The organism is Mesorhizobium sp. dw_380 (assembly GCF_018588885.1).
Classification (GTDB): domain Bacteria; phylum Pseudomonadota; class Alphaproteobacteria; order Rhizobiales; family Rhizobiaceae; genus Mesorhizobium.
The window spans coordinates 1-23,153 of the sequence record NZ_JAFFIW010000039.1; the positions used below are offsets into that span (position 1 = coordinate 1).

Here is a 23,153-nt window from a genome sequence, read left to right on the forward strand (position 1 = left end):
TGAATGGTGATCGTCACGGTCTGCGTGTCGGTACCGCCGGTGTGGCCGTCGTCGGCCTTGATCGTGTAGGTGAGCGTCAGCGTCTCGCCCTCGGCGAGGAAGTCGAAGACCTGCGACGCCGAGTTGAACGTCCAACCCAGATTGTGGGTTTCGCCCGGGTCGGCTGTCAGCGACGCCGGCGAAACCGTCAACATGCCGAGCACGGTGGCGCCGCTCAGCCCGCCCGTGGTGCCGGCGAGCGACACTGCGGTCACGCTTGCGCTCACCGTGTCGGAGACATCAGCATCGTTCACCGTCAGCGTGCCGCTCGTCGTCAGGGCCGCATTAGTCTCGCTCAGCGAGGCGGCCGCGCTGTCGGTCGTCACCAGATGGATGTCGGGTTTGTCGTTGGTCCCGGTGAATTGAATGGAGGTCGTGGCCCAGCTCAGCGTGCCATTGCCGAGTTGAATGGCGTAGGTCAGTTTGTCGACAAGGACCTGACCGGCCGAAAGTGCCTGCAACAGCCCATCGATATTCGCCGTGTCGTAGTGGATCGTGCCATCGCTGGCTATCCAGATTTTAGCCCCCAAGAGGCTTTTGTCGGTGGTCCCGGTGACACCCGAGCTATCAGTGGAATACGTCGTGTCACGCGTGAGCAGATCTGCCGGGGCATATGTCTTCGTTGCGGTTGACGCTGATGCACTGTCTGCGTTGTCGATGGAGTAGAGCAGCTTGGCTGCGCCACCCAGATCATTCGCCAAAACATTCAGGATCAGAATCCCAGTTGCATCTTCCGAATAGAGGAAGATGTCACCCTGTGCCTGCGGTGTGTTGGAGAATGACGTCGTTGTGCCGCCGGCACCGGTGACCTGAGTAGCCATTTTTCACCCCCTGTTGTTCTATGACAGACGCCCCTACGCCTGTTTGTTTGACAGCCCTCAACGGCCGACTGCTCCTGTCGGAGCAATCGCCGCACGATCGGCACATAGTTGGGTCGGAAGTAAATTGTCGGCGCATCATCCAAGAAGCCGCCGCGCTACGAACAGCCGGCTTACGCCGGCCATTCACGGACAGATGGTGACTCCATGATGGTGGCCGCGACGACATTGGTCGTGGCTCTACGTCTCCCTACCCCAACTGCATCCATCTAACTCATCAGCCACCGACCAACGAGATTTTTAGAGAATGCTTATATTAGGAGATTATTAACTCTACGATAGAGGAAGCGTCAACGTGCAAGTTGCAAAACAGTTAATCGTTGAAGTCAAAGCAGAGCGAGAGCCATCGTCGTGGCCTTGCCTTCAACCAAAATGGGTGCAGTCGGACGGTAAGTCCTCAGGCTGAGGCCGCAGCGCAGTCGCCCGAAGTCTGCTTTCATGAGACGACAAAGCTGATCGCAACGGCCGAGATGCTGCGCGGTCCCACTTCCATTTGGCAAACCGCCGGACCGGCCGAGCACTCACAAAGGCGCGCTTGAGATCGCCCGCGCGGTTCTGGTCCGAAAACCTCACGCTCACGCCGCGTTGTCGAAAATAGGCCTGCATCAACGTGCGGCCCGAGCGGTTGTTCTGCGCCAACTTGGTCGGATCGAACCCTACCTGTTTTATCCCTTTTCGTGTCAACGCTGCCTTAAGCGCCGCGACATGTGCGTCGATGTCGGCATTGTCCGCCCGGAGCGAGGCATAGATATTTTCGGTCGCCTCGGCCACGGTCACTTCGCTCGTCGCCCCGTTGGCTGGTTGGATGGCAGCTTAGCACAGATACGCGGCTCCGCCGATACTGATGAGACCGTCAATGCACAACGGCCCGGTTTTGGTAAGCGACGACAGTGTCGCTTCGAACTTGCAACCAATTCGCGACCGCAGGAACCGGCGGCGAAGCCCGATGCATTCTCTATCGACGCGCCTTGGCTTATTGCATTTGTCCATCTCGTTGTACTCAAATTGCTAGGCACTTTGGTCGACAGGTACTAATGCCCGATTCCCACAGCCTTTTGCCGACGAGACCTGACCGCCTCAAGCAGTTCGCGCTCGCTGGTGTGAGCATTTCGAAAAATGGCCACAACCATTACCGCCAGGATTTCGGCGTCCGGGTCCAAAGGGTCGAGATGCTCAGCCACGCAGACATGGTCGAATACGCGTTCGCAAACGGCCAGATCATGAGGGCTGAGGCAGGTGCTATTGAAATGCCGACGCAGCATCAGTGCGAACCTTTCGGGGCCCGCCACCCGTTCTTGCGGCGGGCTTTTGCTGATCAACCGCTGAAGCGACTGTCTAAATGGCGATGTCGTCTGCAGTGCAATGAAATCAGTTGACTTACTTGCCACCTGATGATTGCTCTGTTATCAATCCCAAAATAAGCGCACACTCACGTGCTTTATATTGTCCGGCTATCATGAGTTGGTAGTAATCTTGCCGCTTGTGTTCCGGGACGTGAAAACCGCGCCGAAATTCGGCTGCCTCTTTGGCAGTTCGAGTGCAACCGAGCTTACTGGCGGTGACTTTCAAACTCGCCAGCGAGCATCCGATCTTTGCCGCAATATTTTTCAACGGCTCGTTGTTGCCGTATCCATCAAGAATTATCCGGCGACGAGCTTCGCTGTTGAGCTTTTCGGTCATTTCAGTGGTCTCCTCAACTGGTATTCCACGATGTCCGATCTATACGTACCGAGTTGGAGAGTGTCGTTAGCTTCGCATCCAGAAACTTATCTCGGAATGCATTTCTTGCCGTAATCCAGCGTGATCGCGGTTTCAGCCGACACGAGTTCATCAGCCTTGCCAGATCCTCAGGTACACCACATGATTGAGAGGGGCATGGGGCATACCCGATTCGGATATGGCACCACGCTATGGACACTAAGAGGCAGGACGAGTCCTCTGCGGGGCAGCCACGGGAGCGTGATCGACGTCGTTGGCCACGCGAAGGCCAATCCCACAATGAGGACACTTCATCGCTCGCGCCGGCGTTCGAGCCTCTGCCCTTTTCAACGCTCGAACTGGCGCCAGAGGATCAATTCGCTGCTTGGCAAGCGCATATGGCGCCGCTTGTCGAGGTCAGCTTGCCGGATGACAAATCGCTGAACGATGGCTTTCCCGTCGACCACACGGCTTGGAATCTCGGTGGCATGCTGATCGTTCAACAGCGCGCGCCGGCACATAGCTACGTGCGTTCCGCCGCGAAGCTCCGATCCAGTTCGATCGATCACTGGTATATTGTCTTGCCTCGTGCGGGCCGGTCGTGGACGGAGGTCGATCGCCGCGTTGCGGAAAACCAGCCGGGCAATTTGGAGATCAGATCGCTTGGCTACCCGTTTCGCGGGAGGGTAACGGACTCGGAAAGTCTCGTTCTCTATCTGCCGCGTGATCTGTTCTCTGATGCGGCGTCCACTCTCGATGCAAAGAACAATTCAATTCTGTCCGGCAACTTTGCCAACCTGTTGGTCGACTACGTCAGCAGTATCGAAGCAAGGCTGCGCAGTCTTACGGCTGAAGATCTGCCCCGCATCGTTCACGCAACACGCAGCATGATCATTGCCTGCCTCGCGCCTCCGGCGGAACACGCCGCGGCCGCCGAACAATTGGCGAGCGTCGCGCTGATGGAGCGAGCGCGTCGATACGTCCAAAACAATCTGGATGCGGCTCATCTGACACCGGATTCAATGTCCCGGGCGCTCGGCGTATCCCGCTCTCGTCTCTATCAATTGTTCGAACCGAGCGGTGGCGTCCTCCATTACATACAAAGTCGCCGCCTTCTGGCAGCCCATGTGGCGATTAGCAATCCTGCGGACAGCCGGCGCATTGTTGAAATTGCGGAAGCCTTCGGGTTTAGTTCAGCGGCTAATTTCAGCCGGGCATTCAGCAAGGAATTCGGTTACAGCCCCCGCGAAGGCCGCAGTGCTGTGGTGTTGCCGCGCCCTGTCCACTCCGTTTCGCATGCCGGACACGAGGAGGCCTCTTCCTTTGAAGGTTGGCTAAAGGCGCTCGGAAGCTGATTAGAGGATCGGGGATGGTTGAAGTGGGGCGGGCTCAAAACAGGAGCGGGAAAGATCACGACGCCTCATGGATCAGAATATTTCGTGTCGCGTCCACCGCGCTATCAATCATATACCGGTTGCCGATTTATTAACCAACTGTTCATCGCTATCGCCGCCAATTACAGCGGAGCATACATTGCAACTACGCAGCACGCGACTCTTGTTGAGATTGCGAGTTGAATGTTTGCGAAGCTTGACAGTTATGCTATTTCTGGATTGGGGGATGTGGGAGGTGGCTATTGCACCCGGAGGCATCAGGCATCGGCCCGGAAGGGCCTTCCTCAAGCGATGCAGCACGTCCCGGCGAAGCGCTGTTCGCTGACCTTTTGGCGTACACGACCGAATTTTTGTCGTTCTATGATCGCGACTTCTGTCTGACGCACTACGCAGCCAAACTCAAAGGCGTGTACGGAGGCGCGGTGGTGCCAGGTGCCGCCATCTGGGAGATCTACCCGAGCTTCCTCGATGCGGGGTATCGAGACGAATTTCTTCGTGTGTTCCACGGCGGCTCGCCGGCAAGCATTGATTTGCCGCGATCATCGGGCGAAGCGCGGCGGTCCGCTTTCGTTTTCGCCACTGCAAATGGTGTGGGAATCATCGAATCAAGGGAGCGCGATGGGCGGAGCGTAGTGGAGGAGCAAGAGCATGTAATTCTGCTCCATCAGGCGACGCATGACGCGCTGACCGGACTACAGAATCGCCGGCGTTTCGGCGATCGGCTGCAGCAGGCAATGGCCGCCCTCGGCGGATCAAAGCCTAAAGCCGCCCTTCTACAAATCGATCTTGACGATTTCAAAGCGGTCAACGACACGCTCGGCCATGGAGCAGGCGACACCCTTCTTCAACTCGCGGCGGGTCGTATCCGTGACGCGCTGCAGGAGGGCGAATCCGCATACCGGTATGCCGGCGATGAGTTCGCTGTCATCCAATTGGGAAAGGAGCAGCCAGCAGAGGCTGAGCGCCTTGCCGGATCGCTGGTCGACGCGTTCAAGAACCCGTTCATCATCAACGGCATTCCCGTCTTCGTCGGCTCGAGCATCGGAATTGCTTTCGGGCCGGAGCACGGGACCGATGGCGAACAGTTGATGAAAGCCGCTGATATTGCTCTTTACGCAGCCAAGACAGATGGGCGCGGCTGCGCTCGAACATTCAACCGTTCGATGCTGCTTTTGCTCGAGCAACGCGAGAATCTGAGACGCAGCCTTCGAACCGCGCTGGAGCGGGGCGAGCTTTATCTGGAGTATCAGCCGCTCATTCGGCCTCCCTCTTCGGTGATCGGTTTCGAAGCGCTGCTGCGATGGCGGCACCCCGAGGTCGGAATCATTCCACCCAACGTGTTCATACCGATCGCCGAAGCCGACGGTCTGATGGACGACATTGGACGATGGGTGCTCGAGGAAGCCTGTCGCCAGGCATTGACGTGGCCTTCCTCGCTGACAGTCGCAGTGAACCTGTCACCAGCTCAGTTCCTTAGCGGTTCGCTGACGGACACCGTCGCCCAGATCATCGACGCAGTCGGAATCGAAGCCGAGAGACTTGAACTTGAGATAACCGAGACGGTCCTGCTTGAGAAGACGATCGACAATATCGACACGTTGAATACTTTGAACGTCTTGGGAATACGAATTTCGCTCGACGACTTTGGCACGTACTACTCATCGTTAAGCTACCTTAAGAACTTTCCCTTCGATACTTTGAAGATCGATCAGTACTTTATTGCGGACCTGGAGACCGATCTCAAAAGCCAAACGATCGTGCGATCGATCATGAATCTGGCACACGGCCTGGGAATAAATGTCACTGCCGAGGGGGTTGAGACGTCGGCACAGGCACGGTGGCTGATCAAGGAAAATTGCGATTGTCTGCAAGGTAATTTCCTGGGGCGGCCGCTCGGAACCGAGGCGATCGGCGATTTCATCAAGCGATCCCCGCTGAAGGTGGTAAGAGCGGTGGAGCAGTCAAATCGGGCGCTCTAGCGCCTTGCACCCTTTGTTAACGATGAAGTGGGGATTTGTAGAACGATCGAGGCAGATACCGCGCAATTCTTCGAGTCGGTGCGAGACTGACTCATCAGGGGCGCGGTGAAATCGTCGCGGAGGTCATCACCCCGCGAGGGTTCAACACTGATGGAACGAGTGAGGATGCCGATGGGAGCTGTTCATCATGACCTGGCTGGCGGCGGGCCGACCTTCGAACCCATGATCCAGATCGACATGGAAATCAAAGCTTTTGTCTCCGCTTGGAGACACTGCGATTATGTCTCGACATACATGGCCCGGATGATCAGTCAGAACAGGTCTGACTCGGTCCGGCATTCAAATCTCTTTTCCTCCGCCTTCAACGAATTGCTGGAAGTCGCCTTTCGCACGCGCCATGCCGATGGCGAACTGGCATGCAGGGTGTCTCGCCATGGCGCAACGGATAGGATCGAGTTGACATTTCCTTGCGTACCGGAGGAGCGCCAATTCTACGAAGAAGCCGTGTCGCAACTCGCGGGAATAGAGGCCAGAGAGCGGTACCTCAATTCGGTGTCTGGGGATCTCGCGCCGAGCCGCGAGCTCGTACTCCTGGAACTGGCTGTCGACTACAACGCGACACTCTGGATCGAGGATGCCGACGGCGATGCAATCAAGCTTGTCGTAGATCTTCCGCTCGAGGGCTTGCAAAATTGAGCCCTTACGACCTTCTCCCGCGCTTCAAGGCGCAATACGACGCGAACAACCAGGAGTTCTCCATATCGGGGGTGGTCCGGCCTCAGGCGATCGATGAGCTTGGGCCCAGCATAGCATTGCTTCGCGATGCGATCGGCCGTGTGCGCGGCGTTCTCTACGTCAATGTCAGGCGCCTGACGCAGATGAACAACGCCGCGTTTCACACCTTTTCGAGGATCATCATCGACGCTTGTCGCGCTCGACCCGAACTCAAATTCGTCGTCATCACGTCAAGCGTTGTCGGATGGACCTCGCGAAAATTCGGTCGCCTGAGCGGCATAGAACCGAACATCACGGTCGAGGAGTATGACACCGAATTCTATCCGGGGCAGGGCTTCCTTGAGGAAGGCGGCTTCGTACCGATCCTGCGCACTCAGACAAAGATGACATGGCGCCACGAGCGCGCAATCTTGCCGCGACACGGCATGAGGCCCGGGATCGTCATGGCTGACATCTGTTGCGGGATCGGTGATTTCGCCGTGCTCGTGCAGAAGGAGTTCCAGCCATCGCGGATCGTCGCCCTCGACCACTCCATGACAAGCCTGGACTATGCTCGACGCGTGATGCGGGAGTTCGACATCCGGGGGATCGAATACACCTATGGCGATGCGTCGGAGATGCTGCTCGACGAAACGCAGTTCGACTTGGTCACCTGCCGACATTCCCTTCAGATCTTCAATCGACCTGAACTTATCCTCAGGGAGCTCTACCGCATATGCAAGCCAGGCGGTCGGGTCTATATCACCAACGAGAAGAATTCGCATTGCCTCGGCGAACCGCGTGCCGAAAGCATCCGTTGGACCTACGACGAGGTGGCGAAGCTGTTCAAGCATTTCGAGATGGACGTCGAGCTTGGGCCGAAGAGCCGGCGATACCTGGTCGAAGCCGGATTCGAGGACATTCGAGTAGAGACCTTCATGGTCACCAACCTGGACGGTGATCCGCAGGACTTCGCCGATGTCATTGCAGCCTGGGCGGATGTCTATGCGGGCGAGATGGCCACCAGACGCGGCGATGGACCGGAGTTCGTCGCACGGTTCCGGCAGGGCTTCGAGGACCACATTTTCGCTGCGCTCCACCCAAAGGGTTATGCGGGTTGGCCGATTTGGGTCGCATCGGGGCGACGCCCGCAATGAAAGCCGACGATGAGCCTACACCGCGCTTCGGCCTGCGCTCCTTTCGAGCGAAATTCGTATTGGTCGTTGGCGGCGCCGTACTGTTCGACCTCCTTTTGAGCGGTGGTCTGGCGCTTTGGAACGTTCAAAAACTGTCGCGCGACGCCACATCGGAAGTCGGTGAGGGCCTGACGACCGCAAACCAGGAGTACATTCGTTCCTATGCCGACTCGACGGCGTTGAGCGTCGACCTGCTGCTCGATCGGGTTCATGGCGACGTCAAGGCTCTGGCCGGCGTGCTGCAGGCCCAGATCGACGATCCGACGAGGCAGCAACAGGTCGGAGCGACGCTTTCGCACGAGGGGCCCGGCTCCGTGAAGGTCGTCTACGACGCGCAGGGCGACTGGGCACAGAACCTGCCGGGCGCGCCTTCCGTGGTCAGTGTCTGGGGCTACCTGCTGGGCGCCGACCACACTCCGCTGCCGGGCGTTCAAAAGGAAATAGAAGATAGTACCGTGATCGATCTCGTCGCGCCGACTCTCATGGCCAGCGGGTCGTCCAAGCTGCAGATGTATTATATTGGTCCAAAAGAACGGCCGATCTTCAGGACAGTACCATATACGGACCAGGCACAGACCTTCGACCGGCTCTATCCAGGTCACAACAAGGCGGAGTTTTGGGAGTTTTTCTTTCCGGGAATCTATGGGTCATGGCAGCAATGGGCCAAGGATCCAGCCTCGCGTCCGGTTGCTGACGATATCACCCAGACAGCGCCCTACACCGATGCGATCACGGGAAAGCTGATCGTCAGCTTTTTCCACCCGCTGTGGACGCGTGATCGCACCGGTATCGCCGGTACGGCCGGCGCAGACATCACTCTCGATCAGCTCGCGGAAGTCGTCGAACGTGTGAAGATCGCTGAAACCGGGTTCGGCTTCCTCACAATGTCGACTGGCAACGTGGTGGCGATCAATCCGTCGGGCCAGGCAATCATCGGCCTGAGTTCATCGAACGATGCGGGCAGCCAGGGCGTCACCGGCCTGGAGAGGTCCCTGCGAGGAAGTACGCAGCCGGCTATCGCGTCGTTGCCTCTCGACCAGAACAATGACGGTGTCATTCAGCATATCATGCTCGACGAGAAGGGCGAACGCGTACCCTACATCGTTGTCCTCAAAAGATTGAAGCCGACCAATCTGTGGAGTTCGGGACCGATCAAGTCCGAAACGATGTCGGTCGGGATCGTCGTTCCCGAACGGGAGATCTATGCGTCCCTCTTCGCCGCGCAGGAGAGCATTTCCCGCGCAACCAATCGCATCCTGCTCTTCCAGATCGCCGCGATCATCGTTTCGCTTCTGATTGTTTTTGCCGCCGTGCTTGGAATTTCGAAGCGGATCACCGCGGGCCTCAGGGCGCTTGCCAGCGCCGCCCAGCGGCTCCAGTCCAAAGACTATTCAGTCCGTGTGAGCATTCCAACGCGCGATGAGGTTGGAGCGGCAGGGATAGCTTTCAACCGCATGGCTGAGCAGATAAGCTTTCATACCGAAAACCTGGAGCAACTCGTCGACGAACGAACCAGAGAGCTCGGGGACGCCAACCAAGAGATTTCCGCACTGAACGAAAAGCTGCAGGACGAGAACGTCCGCCTTGGTGCCGAACTCGCGGTCGCCAGGCAGATCCAGATGATGGTCCTGCCGAAACAATTCGAACTCGAGGCGATTCCGGGGCTGGAGATCGCAGCCTACATGCGGCCGGCCGACGAGGTCGGTGGTGATTACTATGACGTCCTTCAGAACGGGTCACGGGTCAAGATCGGCATCGGCGACGTGACCGGTCATGGTCTCGAGAGCGGCGTGCTGATGCTGATGGTCCAATCCGTTGCACGTGCGCTGCAGGAGACCAACGAGGAGGATCCGCACCAGTTTCTGGATCGGCTGAACAGAGCGATCTACAAGAACATCGAGCGGACGAACACCGGCAAGCATCTCTCGCTGGCCTTTCTTGACTTCGAGGATGAGCGGGTAACGCTATCCGGCCAGCATGAGGACGTCCTGGTCGTGCGTGCGGGTGGGGACATCGAACGTATCGATACGCTGGATCTGGGTCTGCCGGTTGGCCTGGAGAATGACATCTCGAAATTCATTGCCACGCGCGACATCGTGTTCGGGAGCGGCGACGTGATCGTGCTGCACACAGACGGTGTGACCGAGGCGGAAGACCAAGACAGAGAACTGTTTGGGTTCGAGCGCCTCTGCCAGAGCGCACAAAAACGTCACGGCAGCAGCGCCGAGGACATCAAGAGCGGGATCATCGACGATCTGATGGCCCATATCGGGATCCAGAAGATCCACGACGACATCACCCTCGTGATCATAAGGCACACATAGGATGACAACGCTGTTCGGTACCCCTGACATTGCAATCGGGATGAAGGAGAGCGCCAGTCGCGTACGGTTGTTCGACGGACCTCTCGACCTGAGTTGGCGTCATTGTGCCACGACCGCGGACTTCATCGCCGATCTTTTCGCATTGCGCTTCCAGTCGTCCCGCAATGACTACAGGGAAGTGCGGCACAACATCGGATATCTGGTCAACGAACTCGTCGAAAATGCCGTCAAGTTTCGCGCGCCGGGTGAGATCGTGATCGAGGCCTCGATGGACTCGGAGTGCTTCAAGCTCAAGGTGTCGAATGACGTCGGTGGTGAAGATGCGTCTGACTTCCAAAACCTCCTGGCGGATATCACGGTTGGCGACCCCATGGACCTGCTGATACAGCGAATTGAAGTCAATGCCGCCAACGCCGACGTAGGAGATTCCGGAATTGGATTGCTGACGTTGATGAGCGACTACGGCGCACGCCTGGCTTGGATATTCAGCGCCGCCGACGAAAGCGATCGGATTTGCGTGGAGACATATGCCTCCATTCCGATCTCGCAAATTCACAACTAAATGAAGCGATGCCAGGCCATGGAAATCAAGACAGACGACTACCGCGTGTGGACTGAAGGAAGCGAAATTTTCTTCGACGGTGCAATGCGGCTTGCCAGTTCCGACGCTGGTGCGCCTATCACGGCGTTGGCGACCGGTGTTCTTGCCTCGAACCCCGCTTCCATTACGCTCAATCTGAAGGACCTTCACTTTCTCAACTCTTCTGGCATCAACCTGCTGGCGAAATTTACCATCGAGGTGCGCAAGCATCCCGATGTTCGACTCGTCGTGCGTGGAACGCCCGACATACCCTGGCAGTCGAAATCATTGCCGAATCTGAAGAAGCTGCATCCTGCCGTGGTGCTTTTGATGGATTGACCAAGGTAGGCTGGCGGCAATCCCTGACAGCAATAAGCCGGTCGGGAACGGTGCAAGAGCGCCGCGCCGAGCAAGATATGTACGCCAGGACAAGAATTAGGATGCGAAGCCAACGACAAATCGGCCTCGCGCGTGGATGCTTGCAATGGCTTGGCGGGGGCTCGGCACAGGTGGCAGGCATCATGTTGGGGGATGTCGTGCTGCCTGTGCCGATCAGCCGCCGCCGCGCGGTAAAAGGTGGCGTCATTGAGTAAGCGTGCCAAGGTCAATGGCGGCCGGCTGGAGTTTATTCCGCCGCAGATCCCGACTCCGGTCGAGCGGCTGCCTGAAGATGAGGGATGGGTTCACGAGGCCAATCTCGACGGCTACCGGACACAGCTCATCATCAATAATGGCGCCGTGCGTCTTTACAGCAAGAATGGCCGTGACTGGACCACGAAATACTGGCCCATCGCACTGGCCGTCGATCTGCCATGCCGGACTGCCATTCTCGACGGTGAGGTCATTGTGCCGGGCGAACAGGGGGCTCCCGATTGCCCCGCGCTGGAAGCCGCGATCTGGAACGAGCCGAGCCGGCTGGTGTTCGTCGCGTTCGACATTCTTCATCTCGACGGCCGCGATCTGGCCTCCTTGCCGCTGCTGCAGCGCAAGCATGCGCTTTGGCAACTGATTGAGCCTGGCCTCGGCAAGATCCAATACAGCGAGCATTTCCAAGGCAGTGCGCTGGCGATCTTCCGCACCGGCGGGAAGATGGGACTCGAAGGCATCATCTCGAAGCGCGCCGACAGCCGCTACAGGAGCGGACCGTCGGAAACGTGGCTGAAGGCCAAATATTTCGAAGAAGCCGATTTCTGAGCATCGACGACCGCATCTGGCGCAACCGCAGCTCGGCGTCGGCACATAGCAATGTCCGCTTTGGGTTGATTTGTTTTGAATTTTTCGTGGGCCGCCGCGATAGCGCCGGATGTGCGCGATTTCACGCGCCTGCGGTCGTTTGGGAAGGTCTCTTGATGGGGGCCAAAGGTCAGCTCGCGCGGTCGGTCTAAGAACTCTCCCGAAAGGAGTTTGCGATCACCAGCTTGAAGGATCTCACCTCGAAATTTGATAGCCCGCGACAAAGGGCGTTCCGAAGGCGACCGCGATAAAGCTTATGACGTTCTTGCACCCTTGACCGGAGAAGGCCGGCTCGATGCAGAAGAGTGGAAATCGCACAAGGCCGCTTGCGGTGTTCGCGGGTTTCGCGCCGTCGAGGATGATCTGATCGGCAGGCTCCGCCGCAGACTGGGAATGGTCTGCTTGGATTTTTCAGGTTCAGTTTTCCGTTGCCAACGATCCTGACGATTTTGCATCAATAGCCTGTGTTGTGACAAAAAACTTCGGAATCAACCACTTGGCTCGTGTCCAGGGGCACGTCCATCACTATTTGTGATACAAATTGTGAGACCTACTGCGATACAAATCTTGTCGCCAAAGACAAATCTTGTCGCCAAAGACAAAACTTCACAACGAATTCAACCACTTAAATGAAAAAAGAATGGTACCGTTGGCTGGGATCATATGCCTCGCCAACATGTTGTTTTTACAATGTTTTTTCTGTTTCCCAACTCGATTTGTATCACAATAGGTAGCACAATACGTAGCGCATCTTTGGCTACTTCACGGACATGCCGTTGGCGAGACGGCGACAGCGGGACATAGTTCTCACGCAATGTCGACTCACCCGATGATCCGCAACATTTCCGTTGCACCGGGCTGAACACTTTTCATCCAGAAAGACTTGGTGAGCACGGAGGAGGTGCGGATCACGTCGATTGGCTTTTTCGCGGGCCCGAATCGTCAAAGTCCCCGTATCGTTCCGTACGGTCCCGCGGCGGCCGATGGGCGATGTCTAGTCCGCAGTTTCATGGATACGCAACTACCGATACCGGCCGATCGCAGCAGCGTTGCCGATCAAGATCCCGATCGGCCTGGTGCGTACTCATTCGACTCGAAGACGTGATGATGAACGCGCCCGGTGAACATTTTCAGCAATTCGCCAGTCACGTCACGGCTCTGAAACCGAACGTCGGACTGCAGCGCCCGGCTGCAGGTATCCATGTCCGGATAGCGAATGGCGAGCGCCATGGCGTAGGCAGGCGCACCCTCGTCCCGTGCCGTGCCATCCAGAACGCGCACCTCCTCGGCTCCGGGAAACTGCGTCCACAGCGGCACCAGCCTTTCCTTGACGAAACGCCGGAATTCTTCCTCTCGTCCGGGGTGGATTGCACCTTCGAAGAGGGCATAGCGAATGATCATCGTCAAGGTTTCCTGAGTTTCACGGTGAGGCGGCTGTCGCTCACTGGCGGCATTTCGAAGACTGAATAATTCGGGATTCGAAGTTGAAGAATGCCGCTATGTGGGCGCATTATTTGATGCGCCCGCATAGCTGCGCGCCTATTTGCCCCAAATTTTCTTGTATGCGTCGCGGTAGCCGTTGCCGGGGTCGAAGGCGTTGTTGGGACCGCCGTCGAACTCCACATTGTCGGCCGTCACAACGTGCAGCGGCGATAGATAGCCCGACCATTTCTCCCCAGCGATGGCGCGGTTGAGCTCGTCGACCAGTTGCCAGCCCTGCAGGTTGAGCGGCTCGGCGACAGTCACCTTCTGGAACTGGCCGGCGCGGATGCGCTGATAGGCCGATTCTGAACCGTCGCCGGCGGCGACATTGATCGGCGCGTCGGTGCCGGCCTTGCCGGCCGCGGCAAGCGAAGGTCCCATGAAGTCGAAATAGAGATCGTTGATCGCGAGCGAATGCGTCCAGGCATCGCCGTATTTCTGCAGCAGCGAAGTGGTGAGCTGCGGCATGCGCTGCGAGGTCTCGGCGATCGGCGTGTCAACATATTCGAGCACCTTTCCGCCCAACCGCTCGATCTCGGCCTTCATCTTGTCGGCCTTGGCGATGGCGATCGCGTAGGTCGAGTCGGTGAAGATGACGACGCCGGGCTTGCCCTTGGCGTCGGCATAGGCCCAGTCGGCCGCTGCCGTGGAGACCTGCATGGCGTCGGTCGAGACGTTGGCGAAGACGCCGCTTTTTTCGTCGGGCCCGATCACCGGGCCGGCATGCCAGGAAACCAGCGGTATGCCGGCGGCCTTCGCCTGTTCCAGGGCCGGCGCCTGCTCGACGGCGTCGAAGCCGTTGATGACGATGCCATTCGGCTTCAGTGCCATGGCCTGGCCGAAGGCGGCGGTACGGCCACCGATCGAGCCGGCGCCGTCGATCACTTTGACCTCCCAGCCGATCGCCTTTGCCGCTTCCTCGACGCCGGTGGTGACACCCAGAATGCCGCCGTTCTTGAGGTCGCCGGCGAGCACGACGATCGTTTTGCCCGGCTGGGCCTTCGGACCGGTGGTCGGGCCGTCCCAGGCCGTGGCCTTCTGGGCATATTTTTCAACCACTGCCATGGCGTCGGCCATCGCATCCGCCCGTGCCTGGCCGGCGAACAGGATCGGAGCAGCGATTGTCATGGCCATCAAGGCGACGGATGATTTCAGAAATGTTCTGCGTTGCATGTTGGTACCTCCCTTGGTTTCAGAAAAATTGTCTGGTCTTCCGGAACTCGACTTCCGCAGGTTGTTGCAGGGGCGCCAGGTCAATGGCTGATATGCCCCGCCACCGGGCCCACACCGGCGGGATGCGCGTTGACATAGATGGAATAAAGTGACGTCTGGGCGGTGATGTAGAGGCGGTTGCGCTTCGGACCGCCGAAGCACAGGTTGGAGACGATTTCGGGAACGAGGATGCGCCCGATCAGCGTCCCGTCCGGAGCATAGACGCGAACCGCGTCGGCGCTGGAAGCCCAGATGTTGCCACCGCGATCGACGCGGAACCCGTCGAAGAATCCTGCCTCGCACTCGGCCAGGGTGCCGCGCGAGCGCAGTGAACGGCCATTCTCGGCGACATCATAGGTCTTGATCGCGCGCGGCAGGCCCTGGACATGGCTTGCACCGGTATCCGACAAGTAGAGAATGTTCTCGTCTGGTGAAAAAGCCAGGCCGTTCGGCTGCACCAGATCGGTGATGACCGCATCCACCTCTCCGGTTGCTTCGTCGAACCGGTAGACTTGGGACCCGCCGATCTCCGGCTCGGCAATCATGCCCTCGTAATTGCTGTCGATGCCGTAGACCGGATCGGTGAACCAGATCGTCCCATCCGATTTGACGACCACGTCGTTCGGCGAATTGAGGCGCTTGCCGCCGACGGTCCCGACAAGGCGCCGCCAGCGGCCGTCGTGTTCGAGGCGCGAGACGCAGCGTCCGCCATGCTCGCAGGCGACGACCCTGCCCTCACGATCCAGCGTATGGCCGTTCTGGTTGTTGCAGTGCGTCTCGAAGACACTGACGGAGCCGTCATCTTCGTCGTAGCGCAGCAGCCGGTCGTTGGGGATGTCCGACCACAGCAAATGCCTGGCGGCCGGAACGTAGACAGGCCCCTCCGCCCAGCGGCTCCCTGTCCACAGCCGTTCGAGCTTGGCATGCCCGATCGTCAGCTTTCGGAACCGATCGTCCAGAATCTCATAGTCGCTCATGTCGTGATCCCCGAAGCTTGGCTTATCACTTCGAGGACTGCGCGACAGTCTTGGTCCTGGCCCTGTGGGCGGCGCCGCGCTTGCGCTGGGCGTAGCCGGCAATGCCGATGGCGACGAGCAGCGTCACGCCGTTGAACAGCGGTTCGACGAAGAACGAACCGCCGAATTGCTGGATGCCGGAAATGCCGACGGCGAGGATAATGACGCCGGTCATCGTGCCCCAGACATTGACGCGCCCGGGCTTGATGGTGGTCGAGCCGAGAAAGGCGCCGACCAAAGCCGGCAGGAGATATTCCAACCCGACGCTGGCTTGGCCGATACGAAGCTTGGAGGCGAGGAGCACGCCTGTCAGCGCCGTGAGGAAACCCGAGGAGATGAAGGCCCCGATAACGAAGCGACGTACCGGAATGCCATTGAGAGCGGCGGCCTTCGGATTGGCGCCGATGGCATAGACGTAGCGGCCGATCGGCAGATACTCGAGGATGATCCAGAGTGCCGCGGCGATCGCCAGCACATAGAGGCCGGTGATCGGCAGCCCGAATACCATCGTGCCATTGAGGGCGTAAAAGCCGTTGGGCAGCACGCCGACCACCTGGCGGCCACCTGTGTGCCAGAGCGCCAGCGCATAGAGCACCGTGCCGGTGCCGAGCGTGGCGATGAAAGAGTCGATGCGGGCAACTTCAACCAACAGGCCATTGAGGAAGCCGGTTGCGGCCCCGAGAAGCAGCACGATCAACACCGCCAGTGGCCACGGAATGCCGAACATAGTTTGCAGGCTGATGGCAAGGATGTGCCACAGAACGATACCGTAGCCGACCGTGAGATCAATGCGCCCGGATGCCATTGGGATCATCGCCGCCAGCGACAGAAGCGCGATGATCGCCTTGTCGGAGATGATCGAACGCAAGTTGAGCAGCGTCGGAAAGGTGTTCGGCAACAGGATCGAAAACAACAGGATCAGCAACACGGTCAGGATCACCAACCCGTAGACCGGCAGCAGCCGGATGATCTTCTGCGCCATGGACAAACCCGCCATTTCGCCACGGGTTGGTTCGAGTGCGCTGGATTCGATCGATTGCATGGTGCTCGCTCCCAGAAAAGTCAGGCGGCTTCGGAAGCCGATGCCGCGGTGATCAAGGCGGATGTGGTCAGGTCGTCGCCGGTAAGTTCGCGCACGATCTGTCCGCGTGAAAACACCAGGGCGCGATGGCAGATATGGGCGATCTCCTCGAAATCGGTCGATACCACGACAACGGCGAGACCTGCTTCGAGTGCGCGGCCGATCAGCCGGTAGATCTCGGCCTTGGCGCCGACGTCGACCCCGGCGGTCGGGTCTTCGGCGATCAGCAGCTTTCGGTCGGTGTGGAGCCAGCGGCCGACGATCACCTTCTGCTGGTTGCCTCCGGACAGGGCTTCGATCGGCAGGGTCGGATCGTTGGGACGCAACCCGACGGAACTGCCGATCGCCTGTGCGAGCGCCGCCTCCTTGTAAGGCGACAGGAAGGAGAAAAGTCCGCGCTTGCCGGCGCCGGGATTGAGAAAGCTGTTTTCCCGGATCGACAAGGAGCCAGCGATTGATTCTTCGGTCCTATCGCGCGCGATCAGGCCGATGCCGGACGACATCGCCGCGATCGGACTGGATAGGTCCGGCACAGCCCCGTGGATCGTCACCGTCCCGGAAAAGGCTTGGCAGCCAAACAGCGTCCGGCCGACCAGTTCCTGCCCGGCGCCGCGCAATCCTACCAGACCGAGCAACTCGCCCTTGCGCACGTCGAAAGATACCGGCCCAGCGCCAGCGCAGACCAGATCGCGGACGGAACAGATCGTCTCGCCGGCCGCGGTTGCCGCCTTGGTGAAAACCTGGTTCACCGGGCGACCAACGATCATCTCGACAAGTTCGTCTGGGCTGGTGTCTGCGACCCTCTTCTGGCCGACCAACCTGCCGTCGCGCAGCACAGCGACCCGGTCGGCGATGCGGAAGATCTCGTCAAGTCGATGCGAAACGTAGATCATGCCGACGCCGCGTTGCTTGAGCGGACGGATGGCGTCGAACAGCCGCTCGACCTCGTCGGCGGGAAGACTGGCTGTCGGCTCGTCGAGCACCAGCACATCGGCCTCGGTGGCGAGCGCCCTGGCGATGGCAACCAGCGACTTTTCGGTGCGCGTCAGATCCTGGACCCGCGTCGTCGGGTCGAAATCGCAACCGACCAGCTTGAGCGCCTCATGCGCCCTCGCCTCGGTCGATCGCCAGTCGATGAGCCGCGAGCGGAGCGAAAAGCCTTGGGCCAGGCCGACATTCTCGCCGACCGTCATCCATTCGATGAGACCAAGATCCTGATGAATGAAGGCGACGGGCTGGCGCTGGTTCGGCTGAGGCGGACGATGGTGATAGGGCTCGCCGCGAAACAGGATGCTGCCGCCGTCCGGCCGATGGATGCCGGCGAGCGTCTTGATCAGCGTTGACTTGCCGGCACCATTCTCGCCAAGCAGGGCCAGGATCTCGCCCTTGTGCAGATCGAGCGACACGTCGGAGAGCGCGCGGGTGCCGCCGAACTCCTTGGTAATCGACTTGAACTCGATCAGTTTTTCCTCGGTCACAATGCGTTCCTCCCAAGATCGCCAGATGATGTTATCGATAACATTTCTGAGCGTCAAGCAACAAAAACACTTGCCTTCCGATCAGTTGGACTTGCCGTCGAGCAGGCGCATCATCTCGGCCGAATCCCTTGGCCCCAACCCGGCGGCGCAAAGCAGGCGGTGGATCTCTACAACCTGCCCGGTCATCGGCATCGGCGTCTTGGTTTTCAAGGCGAAGGCCTGCAGCGAATCCAGGTCCTTCAGCATGTTGTCGATGCGGCCGGTTGGCGAGAAATCCCGTGCGGCGAATTTCGCCATGAACTCCTGCAGGATGCTGGAATCGGCGCGTCCGCCTTTCAGCGCGGCCGGGATCTGCTTGGGATCGACGCCGCCGGCTTCGGCAAGCTTCACCGCTTCGGCGACGGCCTGAAACAGGACCGCACAAAAGAGTTGGTTGATCAGCTTGGTCGTCTGCCCTGCCCCGCTCGGCCCCATGAGCGTGTAGTTGGCGCAGAGATGCTGCATCACCGTGCGGGCGTTTTCGAAGTCTGCCGCCTCGCCGCCCGCCATGACCGTCAGCCGTCCGGCAAGCGCACCGGGAACGCCACCGGAAAGCGGACAGTCGACCCACTTCATACCTGTGTCGGCCGCGAGCTTGTTTGCCATCCGCGCCGTCTCGACCGGGTCGATGGACGACATGTCGATCAGCAGCTTGTCCGGCGATGCCGCGGCCGCGACACCGCTGCCGCCGAACACCACCGAACGCACGATATCGGCATGGTTCAGGCTGAGGATGACGAAGCTGCTCAGTCGCGTTGCCTCAGCAACCGACGCCGCGGCAGCGGCGCCTTTGGCAGTCAGGGCGGCAACCTTCGTGTCGTCGAGGTCGAATACCGCTACCGCCTGCTTGGCCTCGATCAGCCGGGTGGCGATCGCCGACCCCATGATGCCGGCGCCGACAATGGCTACCTTTGCTGCTTGTGTCATCTTATCCCTTTCCCTTTGCGTTGGCAGCTGGAACGTCGCCAAGGGCACCGAGCCCCTGCAATGCCGCTTCGGCTATGCTGTCGACGGCAGCGTCGATGTACACGCTGACCACCAGCGGTTCGCCGGCCGGATCCTCAAGCGCCGCGAACTGGCTGTCGAGCAGCGCCGGCGGAAAGAAGTGACCATGGCGCCCAGCGAGCCTGGCATGCAGCACGGCACGCGAGCCTTCCAGGTACACGAAAACCAAACGCCCGCCCGCCGCATGGCGAAGCCGATCACGATAGGATTTCTTCAGTGCCGAGCAGCTTACGACGAGCCCGCGCCTCTCGTCATGCGCCCGGCACAACGCCTCGCCAATCAAATCGAGCCAAGGCCAGCGATCCTCGTCGGTGAGGGGAATGGCCGCCGCCATTTTTTCGACATTGCCGCGCGGATGCAGCGTGTCGCCCTCGACGAAGGCGAGGCCGAGCCGAGCGGCGATCTCGACGCCGACACTGGTCTTGCCGCAGCCGCTGACCCCCATCACGATGATGAGCCATGTCTCAGAGGCAGGTTGTGATGCCGCCATCGACATAGAGCGTGTGTCCGTTGACAAAAGAGGAGGCCGGTCCGGCCAGAAACACCGCCGCGCCGACCAGTTCGCCGACGTCGCCCCAGCGTCCGGCCGGAGTGCGGTTGGTCAGCCATGTCGAAAATTCTGGGTTGTCGACCAGCGCCTGGTTGAGCGGCGTCCTGAAATAGCCCGGCGCGATGGAATTGATCTGCAGACCATACTTGGCCCAGTCGGCGCACATGCCGCGCGTCAGATTGCGCACCGCGCCCTTCGTGGCCGTATAGGGCGCGATGTTCGTGCGGGCCAACTCGCTTTGTACCGAGGCGATGTTGATGATCTTGCCGCGCTTGCGCACAATCATGAGCCGCGCCACCGCTTGCCCGACGAAAAACACGCTGGAGATGTTGGTGCGCAGCAGCTCGTCCCATTTGTCCGCGGGGAAATCCTCGAGCGGCATTCGGAACTGCATGCCGGCATTGTTGATCAAAATGTCGATGGCGCCGATCGTGGCCTCGATCTCGGCGACGCCTTTGACGACCGCAGTGTGATCGGTCACATCGAAGACCGCCACACGAGCCTTGTGTCCCTGGGCCACCAGCGCATCCGCAGCGGCCGCGACTTTTTCGGCGCTGCGCCCGTTCAGCACGATTTCGGCGCCGTGCTGCGCCAGCCCTTCTGCCAGCGCCAGACCGATTCCCTGCCCCGAGCCGGTGACCAGGGCTCGCATGCCGGTCAAATCGAACAACGAACTGCTCACGCGCTCCTCCTGAGGACTGTTCCTGAAGCGGATACGATTTCCACCGCGCCGCCGCCGTGCCTATTGACATGAATGTTATCGATAACATAGTCAATGGTAAAAATGAACTTGCGAAGGAGACGACGCCGTGACCGACATATTGATGACAGGCCCCTATCCGGATTGGGACATGGGCGATCTCGAGGCGAAATATCGCGTCCACAAGCTCTGGCAGGCCGAGGACAAGGACGCGCTGATCGCAAGCCACGCCGCCGCGATTCGTGCCATCGCAACGCGCGGGGAGCTTGGTGCAAGTGCGGCCCTGATGGCGAAACTGCCGAACCTTGAAATCGTCTCCTGCTATGGTGTCGGCACCGATGCCATCGACCTTGCCTACGCCAGGGCGAACGGCATCCGCGTCACCAATACGCCTGACGTGCTGACTGAGGATGTGGCCGATATCGGCATCGGGCTGCTGCTCGCCGTGGCGCGAAAAATCCCGCTGGCCGACGCCTACGTCCGCGATGGCAGCTGGCGCAAGGCCAACATGCCGCTGGTGACGCGCGTTTGCGGGAAAGGGCTGGGCATTGTCGGCATGGGCCGCGTCGGCGCGGCGGTGGCCAGGCGCGCCGCAGCCTTCGACTGCGCTGTCGCCTACTTCGATGTGCGCAAGCGTGAGGACTTGCCCTATGCCTTCGTTGGCGATCTGGTCGAGCTGGCACGACAGAGTGAATTCATGATCGTGACGCTTGCCGGCGGCGACAGCACGAAGCACATCATCAATGCGGATATTCTGGCCGCACTCGGACCTGACGGCATCGTCATAAACATTTCGCGCGGCAGCACCGTCGACGAGACCGCGTTGCTCGCTGCCCTGGAATCCGGTGCCATAAAGGGCGCCGGGCTCGACGTGTTCTGGAACGAGCCAACGATAGACGAGCGCTTCCTGAAGCTTTCCAACGTCGTGCTGCAACCGCACCACGCCAGCGGCACGGTGGAGACCCGCAAGGCCATGGGTCAGCTCGTTCGCGACAATCTCGCGGCCTATTTCGGCGGACATTCCTTGCTGACACCGGTTGTCTGAGAAAGGATCACCGTCATGAAGTCGATCGTCATCCACGCGGCAAAAGACCTGCGGATCGAGGATACCGATCCGGGCTCCCCTGGCGCCGGACAGGTCGAGATCGCGGTCGAAGCTGGCGGCATCTGCGGCTCGGACCTGCACTACTATAACCATGGTGGCTTCGGCGCGATACGCCTGCGCGAACCGATGATCCTCGGCCACGAGGTTGCCGGCACAGTGAAAGCCATCGGCGGCGGCGTTTCCACACTCGCTGTCGGCGACCGCGTCGCGATCTCGCCCAGCCGACCCTGCAACGCCTGCCGCTACTGCCTGCAAGGCATGCAGAACCAATGCCTCAACATGCGTTTCTATGGCAGCGCCATGCCGATGCCACATATCCAGGGCGCGTTCCGCCAGCGCCTGGTCGCAGAAGCGTGGCAATGTCACAAAGTCGCCGACCACGTGTCCATCAACGAGGCCGCTTTCGCCGAGCCGTTCGCGGTGACGCTGCATGCCGTCAACCGCGCTGGCTCATTGCTGGGCAAGCGCGTCCTGATCACAGGTTGCGGGCCAATCGGAGCGCTTTGCATTGTCGCCGCACGCGCCCACGGCGCTCGCGAGATCGTCGCCACCGATGTCATGGACGGCGTCCTGGCAAAGGCGCTTGAGATCGGCGCCGACCGGATAATCAACGTCGGGGCGGAGAGCGAAAAGCTCGCCGCCTATAACGTTGATAAAGGCCACTTCGATGTGATGTTCGAAGCTTCCGGCAACGAGCGCGCGGTGCGGGCGGGGCTCGATGTCCTGAAGCCGCGCGGCGTCCTGGTCCAGCTCGGCCTCGGAGGCGATATCTCGATACCGCAAAACCAGATCGTGGCGAAAGAGATCGAACTGCGCGGAACTTTCCGCTTCCACGATGAATTCGCGCTTGCCGTCGATCTGATCAACCGCCGCCGGGTGGATGTCAGACCGCTACTGACCGCGATCTATCCTCTCGACGAGGCGGTCGCGGCATTCGAAATCGCCGGTGACCGGAACAACTCGATGAAGGTCCAGATTGCGTTCTGAATAGTCGGACGCTGCGGACGCGCCTTATACAGCGTCGGCGCCGATCGCCTCCAGCGCGGCGCGAGCCACCTCGAAATCCTGCTCGCCGGTTCCCGAACCGACGCCGATGCCGCCCGCAAGGCGTCCGCCGAAGCGAATTGGCAAGCCTCCGGGCAAATTGGTCAGGCCGCCCTGCGAAGCGATCCCGGCCGAGAGCCCGGCTTCGAACGCCATACCGCCGGTGGCTGCGTTTACCGATGCCGCCGTGCGCGCCTTTGCCTGCGCTGTGCTCAGGCTCAGGAAACGAGCGCCGTCCATCCGCAGGCTGTCGAGGGTCTCGCCGCTCGCATCGACGACCACAAGACATTGCGGCACACCCATCGTGACGGCGCGCACCGCTCCGGCGGCAACGGCTTTCATGCCGCCGTCATGCGTGAGGCTGATGGTCCTCCCTCGAAATATTGCCATCGCAACTGCCCTTCGC

General features: G+C 59.9%; 22 protein-coding genes and 1 pseudogene. 11 read left to right on the plus strand and 12 right to left on the minus strand.

What is annotated here, in order from left to right; all coding sequences use genetic code 11:
* A partial coding sequence (locus JT360_RS26670) for a VCBS domain-containing protein (RefSeq protein ID WP_214475369.1) occupies window positions 1-860 on the minus strand: 860 nt, incomplete at its 3' end.
* Between the two features lie 618 nt (window positions 861-1,478).
* Window positions 1,479-1,724, minus strand: a pseudogene (locus JT360_RS26675) (hypothetical protein); the annotation flags it as partial.
* 227 nt (window positions 1,725-1,951) lie between these two features.
* On the opposite strand from JT360_RS26675, the gene JT360_RS26680 reads away from it, so the two are divergent.
* Entirely contained in the window at window positions 1,952-2,293 is a 342-nt protein-coding gene (locus JT360_RS26680; protein ID WP_214475372.1) for a hypothetical protein, read from the plus strand.
* Between the two features lies 1 nt (window position 2,294).
* Here JT360_RS26680 and JT360_RS26685 read toward each other — a convergent pair whose 3' ends face one another.
* Complete coding sequence (locus JT360_RS26685; protein ID WP_214475374.1) at window positions 2,295-2,597, minus strand: hypothetical protein; 303 nt, start codon at window positions 2,595-2,597, stop codon at window positions 2,295-2,297.
* A gap of 230 nt (window positions 2,598-2,827) precedes the next feature.
* Here JT360_RS26685 and JT360_RS26690 point away from each other — a divergent pair, with 230 nt between their 5' ends.
* From JT360_RS26690 to JT360_RS26725, 8 genes are all read left to right on the plus strand, one after another.
* Entirely contained in the window at window positions 2,828-3,970 is a 1,143-nt protein-coding gene (locus JT360_RS26690) for a helix-turn-helix domain-containing protein (protein ID WP_214475376.1), read from the plus strand.
* A 281-nt stretch (window positions 3,971-4,251) separates the two neighbouring features.
* A complete protein-coding gene (locus JT360_RS26695; protein WP_502845492.1) occupies window positions 4,252-5,988 on the plus strand; it encodes a putative bifunctional diguanylate cyclase/phosphodiesterase in 1,737 nt (578 codons plus the stop codon).
* 171 nt (window positions 5,989-6,159) lie between these two features.
* The gene (locus JT360_RS26700; protein ID WP_214475461.1) at window positions 6,160-6,684 is read left to right on the plus strand and encodes a ubiquinone biosynthesis methyltransferase UbiE; all 525 of its coding nucleotides are present in this window, start codon (window positions 6,160-6,162) and stop codon (window positions 6,682-6,684) included.
* Complete coding sequence (locus JT360_RS26705; protein ID WP_214475378.1) at window positions 6,681-7,859, plus strand: class I SAM-dependent methyltransferase; 1,179 nt, start codon at window positions 6,681-6,683, stop codon at window positions 7,857-7,859. Before JT360_RS26700 ends, JT360_RS26705 begins: the two co-directional genes overlap by 4 nt.
* Entirely contained in the window at window positions 7,856-10,222 is a 2,367-nt protein-coding gene (locus JT360_RS26710) for a SpoIIE family protein phosphatase (protein ID WP_214475379.1), read from the plus strand. The genes JT360_RS26705 and JT360_RS26710 overlap by 4 nt, the downstream gene beginning before the upstream one ends.
* A 1-nt stretch (window position 10,223) precedes the next feature.
* Window positions 10,224-10,784: a slr1658 superfamily regulator gene (locus JT360_RS26715; RefSeq protein ID WP_214475381.1), complete on the plus strand. Its 561-nt coding sequence runs from the start codon at window positions 10,224-10,226 to the stop codon at window positions 10,782-10,784.
* 18 nt (window positions 10,785-10,802) lie between these two features.
* The gene (locus JT360_RS26720; protein ID WP_214475383.1) at window positions 10,803-11,141 is read left to right on the plus strand and encodes a slr1659 superfamily regulator; all 339 of its coding nucleotides are present in this window, start codon (window positions 10,803-10,805) and stop codon (window positions 11,139-11,141) included.
* Window positions 11,142-11,387: 246 nt separating this feature from the next.
* Complete coding sequence (locus JT360_RS26725) at window positions 11,388-11,996, plus strand: ATP-dependent DNA ligase (protein WP_214475384.1); 609 nt, start codon at window positions 11,388-11,390, stop codon at window positions 11,994-11,996.
* A 1,095-nt stretch (window positions 11,997-13,091) separates the two neighbouring features.
* Here JT360_RS26725 and JT360_RS26730 read toward each other — a convergent pair.
* From JT360_RS26730 to JT360_RS26765, 8 genes are all read right to left on the minus strand, one after another.
* The gene (locus tag JT360_RS26730) at window positions 13,092-13,436 is read right to left on the minus strand and encodes a hypothetical protein (RefSeq protein WP_214475386.1); all 345 of its coding nucleotides are present in this window, start codon (window positions 13,434-13,436) and stop codon (window positions 13,092-13,094) included.
* A gap of 138 nt (window positions 13,437-13,574) precedes the next feature.
* Complete coding sequence (locus tag JT360_RS26735; RefSeq protein WP_214475388.1) at window positions 13,575-14,690, minus strand: ABC transporter substrate-binding protein; 1,116 nt, start codon at window positions 14,688-14,690, stop codon at window positions 13,575-13,577.
* Window positions 14,691-14,770: 80 nt separating this feature from the next.
* A complete protein-coding gene (locus JT360_RS26740) occupies window positions 14,771-15,706 on the minus strand; it encodes an SMP-30/gluconolactonase/LRE family protein (protein ID WP_214475390.1) in 936 nt (311 codons plus the stop codon).
* A 25-nt stretch (window positions 15,707-15,731) separates the two neighbouring features.
* Complete coding sequence (locus JT360_RS26745; protein ID WP_214475392.1) at window positions 15,732-16,787, minus strand: ABC transporter permease; 1,056 nt, start codon at window positions 16,785-16,787, stop codon at window positions 15,732-15,734.
* A gap of 20 nt (window positions 16,788-16,807) precedes the next feature.
* The gene (locus JT360_RS26750; RefSeq protein WP_214475395.1) at window positions 16,808-18,304 is read right to left on the minus strand and encodes a sugar ABC transporter ATP-binding protein; all 1,497 of its coding nucleotides are present in this window, start codon (window positions 18,302-18,304) and stop codon (window positions 16,808-16,810) included.
* A gap of 81 nt (window positions 18,305-18,385) precedes the next feature.
* On the minus strand, window positions 18,386-19,270 hold the full coding sequence (locus JT360_RS26755; protein ID WP_214475397.1) for an NAD(P)-dependent oxidoreductase: 885 nt from the start codon (window positions 19,268-19,270) through the stop codon (window positions 18,386-18,388).
* 1 nt (window position 19,271) lies between these two features.
* Window positions 19,272-19,793, minus strand: coding sequence for a gluconokinase (locus JT360_RS26760; RefSeq protein ID WP_250889104.1), 522 nt, complete (start codon window positions 19,791-19,793; stop codon window positions 19,272-19,274).
* A gap of 19 nt (window positions 19,794-19,812) precedes the next feature.
* Entirely contained in the window at window positions 19,813-20,550 is a 738-nt protein-coding gene (locus JT360_RS26765; protein ID WP_250889105.1) for an SDR family oxidoreductase, read from the minus strand.
* 172 nt (window positions 20,551-20,722) lie between these two features.
* On the opposite strand from JT360_RS26765, the gene JT360_RS26770 reads away from it, so the two are divergent.
* Both JT360_RS26770 and JT360_RS26775 read left to right on the plus strand, forming a co-directional pair.
* Window positions 20,723-21,643: a 2-hydroxyacid dehydrogenase gene (locus tag JT360_RS26770; RefSeq protein ID WP_214475462.1), complete on the plus strand. Its 921-nt coding sequence runs from the start codon at window positions 20,723-20,725 to the stop codon at window positions 21,641-21,643.
* A gap of 15 nt (window positions 21,644-21,658) precedes the next feature.
* Complete coding sequence (locus tag JT360_RS26775) at window positions 21,659-22,690, plus strand: L-idonate 5-dehydrogenase (protein ID WP_214475404.1); 1,032 nt, start codon at window positions 21,659-21,661, stop codon at window positions 22,688-22,690.
* Window positions 22,691-22,714: 24 nt separating this feature from the next.
* Here the strand turns inward: JT360_RS26775 and JT360_RS26780 are convergent, their stop codons facing one another.
* A complete protein-coding gene (locus tag JT360_RS26780; protein ID WP_214475405.1) occupies window positions 22,715-23,137 on the minus strand; it encodes a GlcG/HbpS family heme-binding protein in 423 nt (140 codons plus the stop codon).
* Window positions 23,138-23,153: the final 16 nt, after the last annotated feature.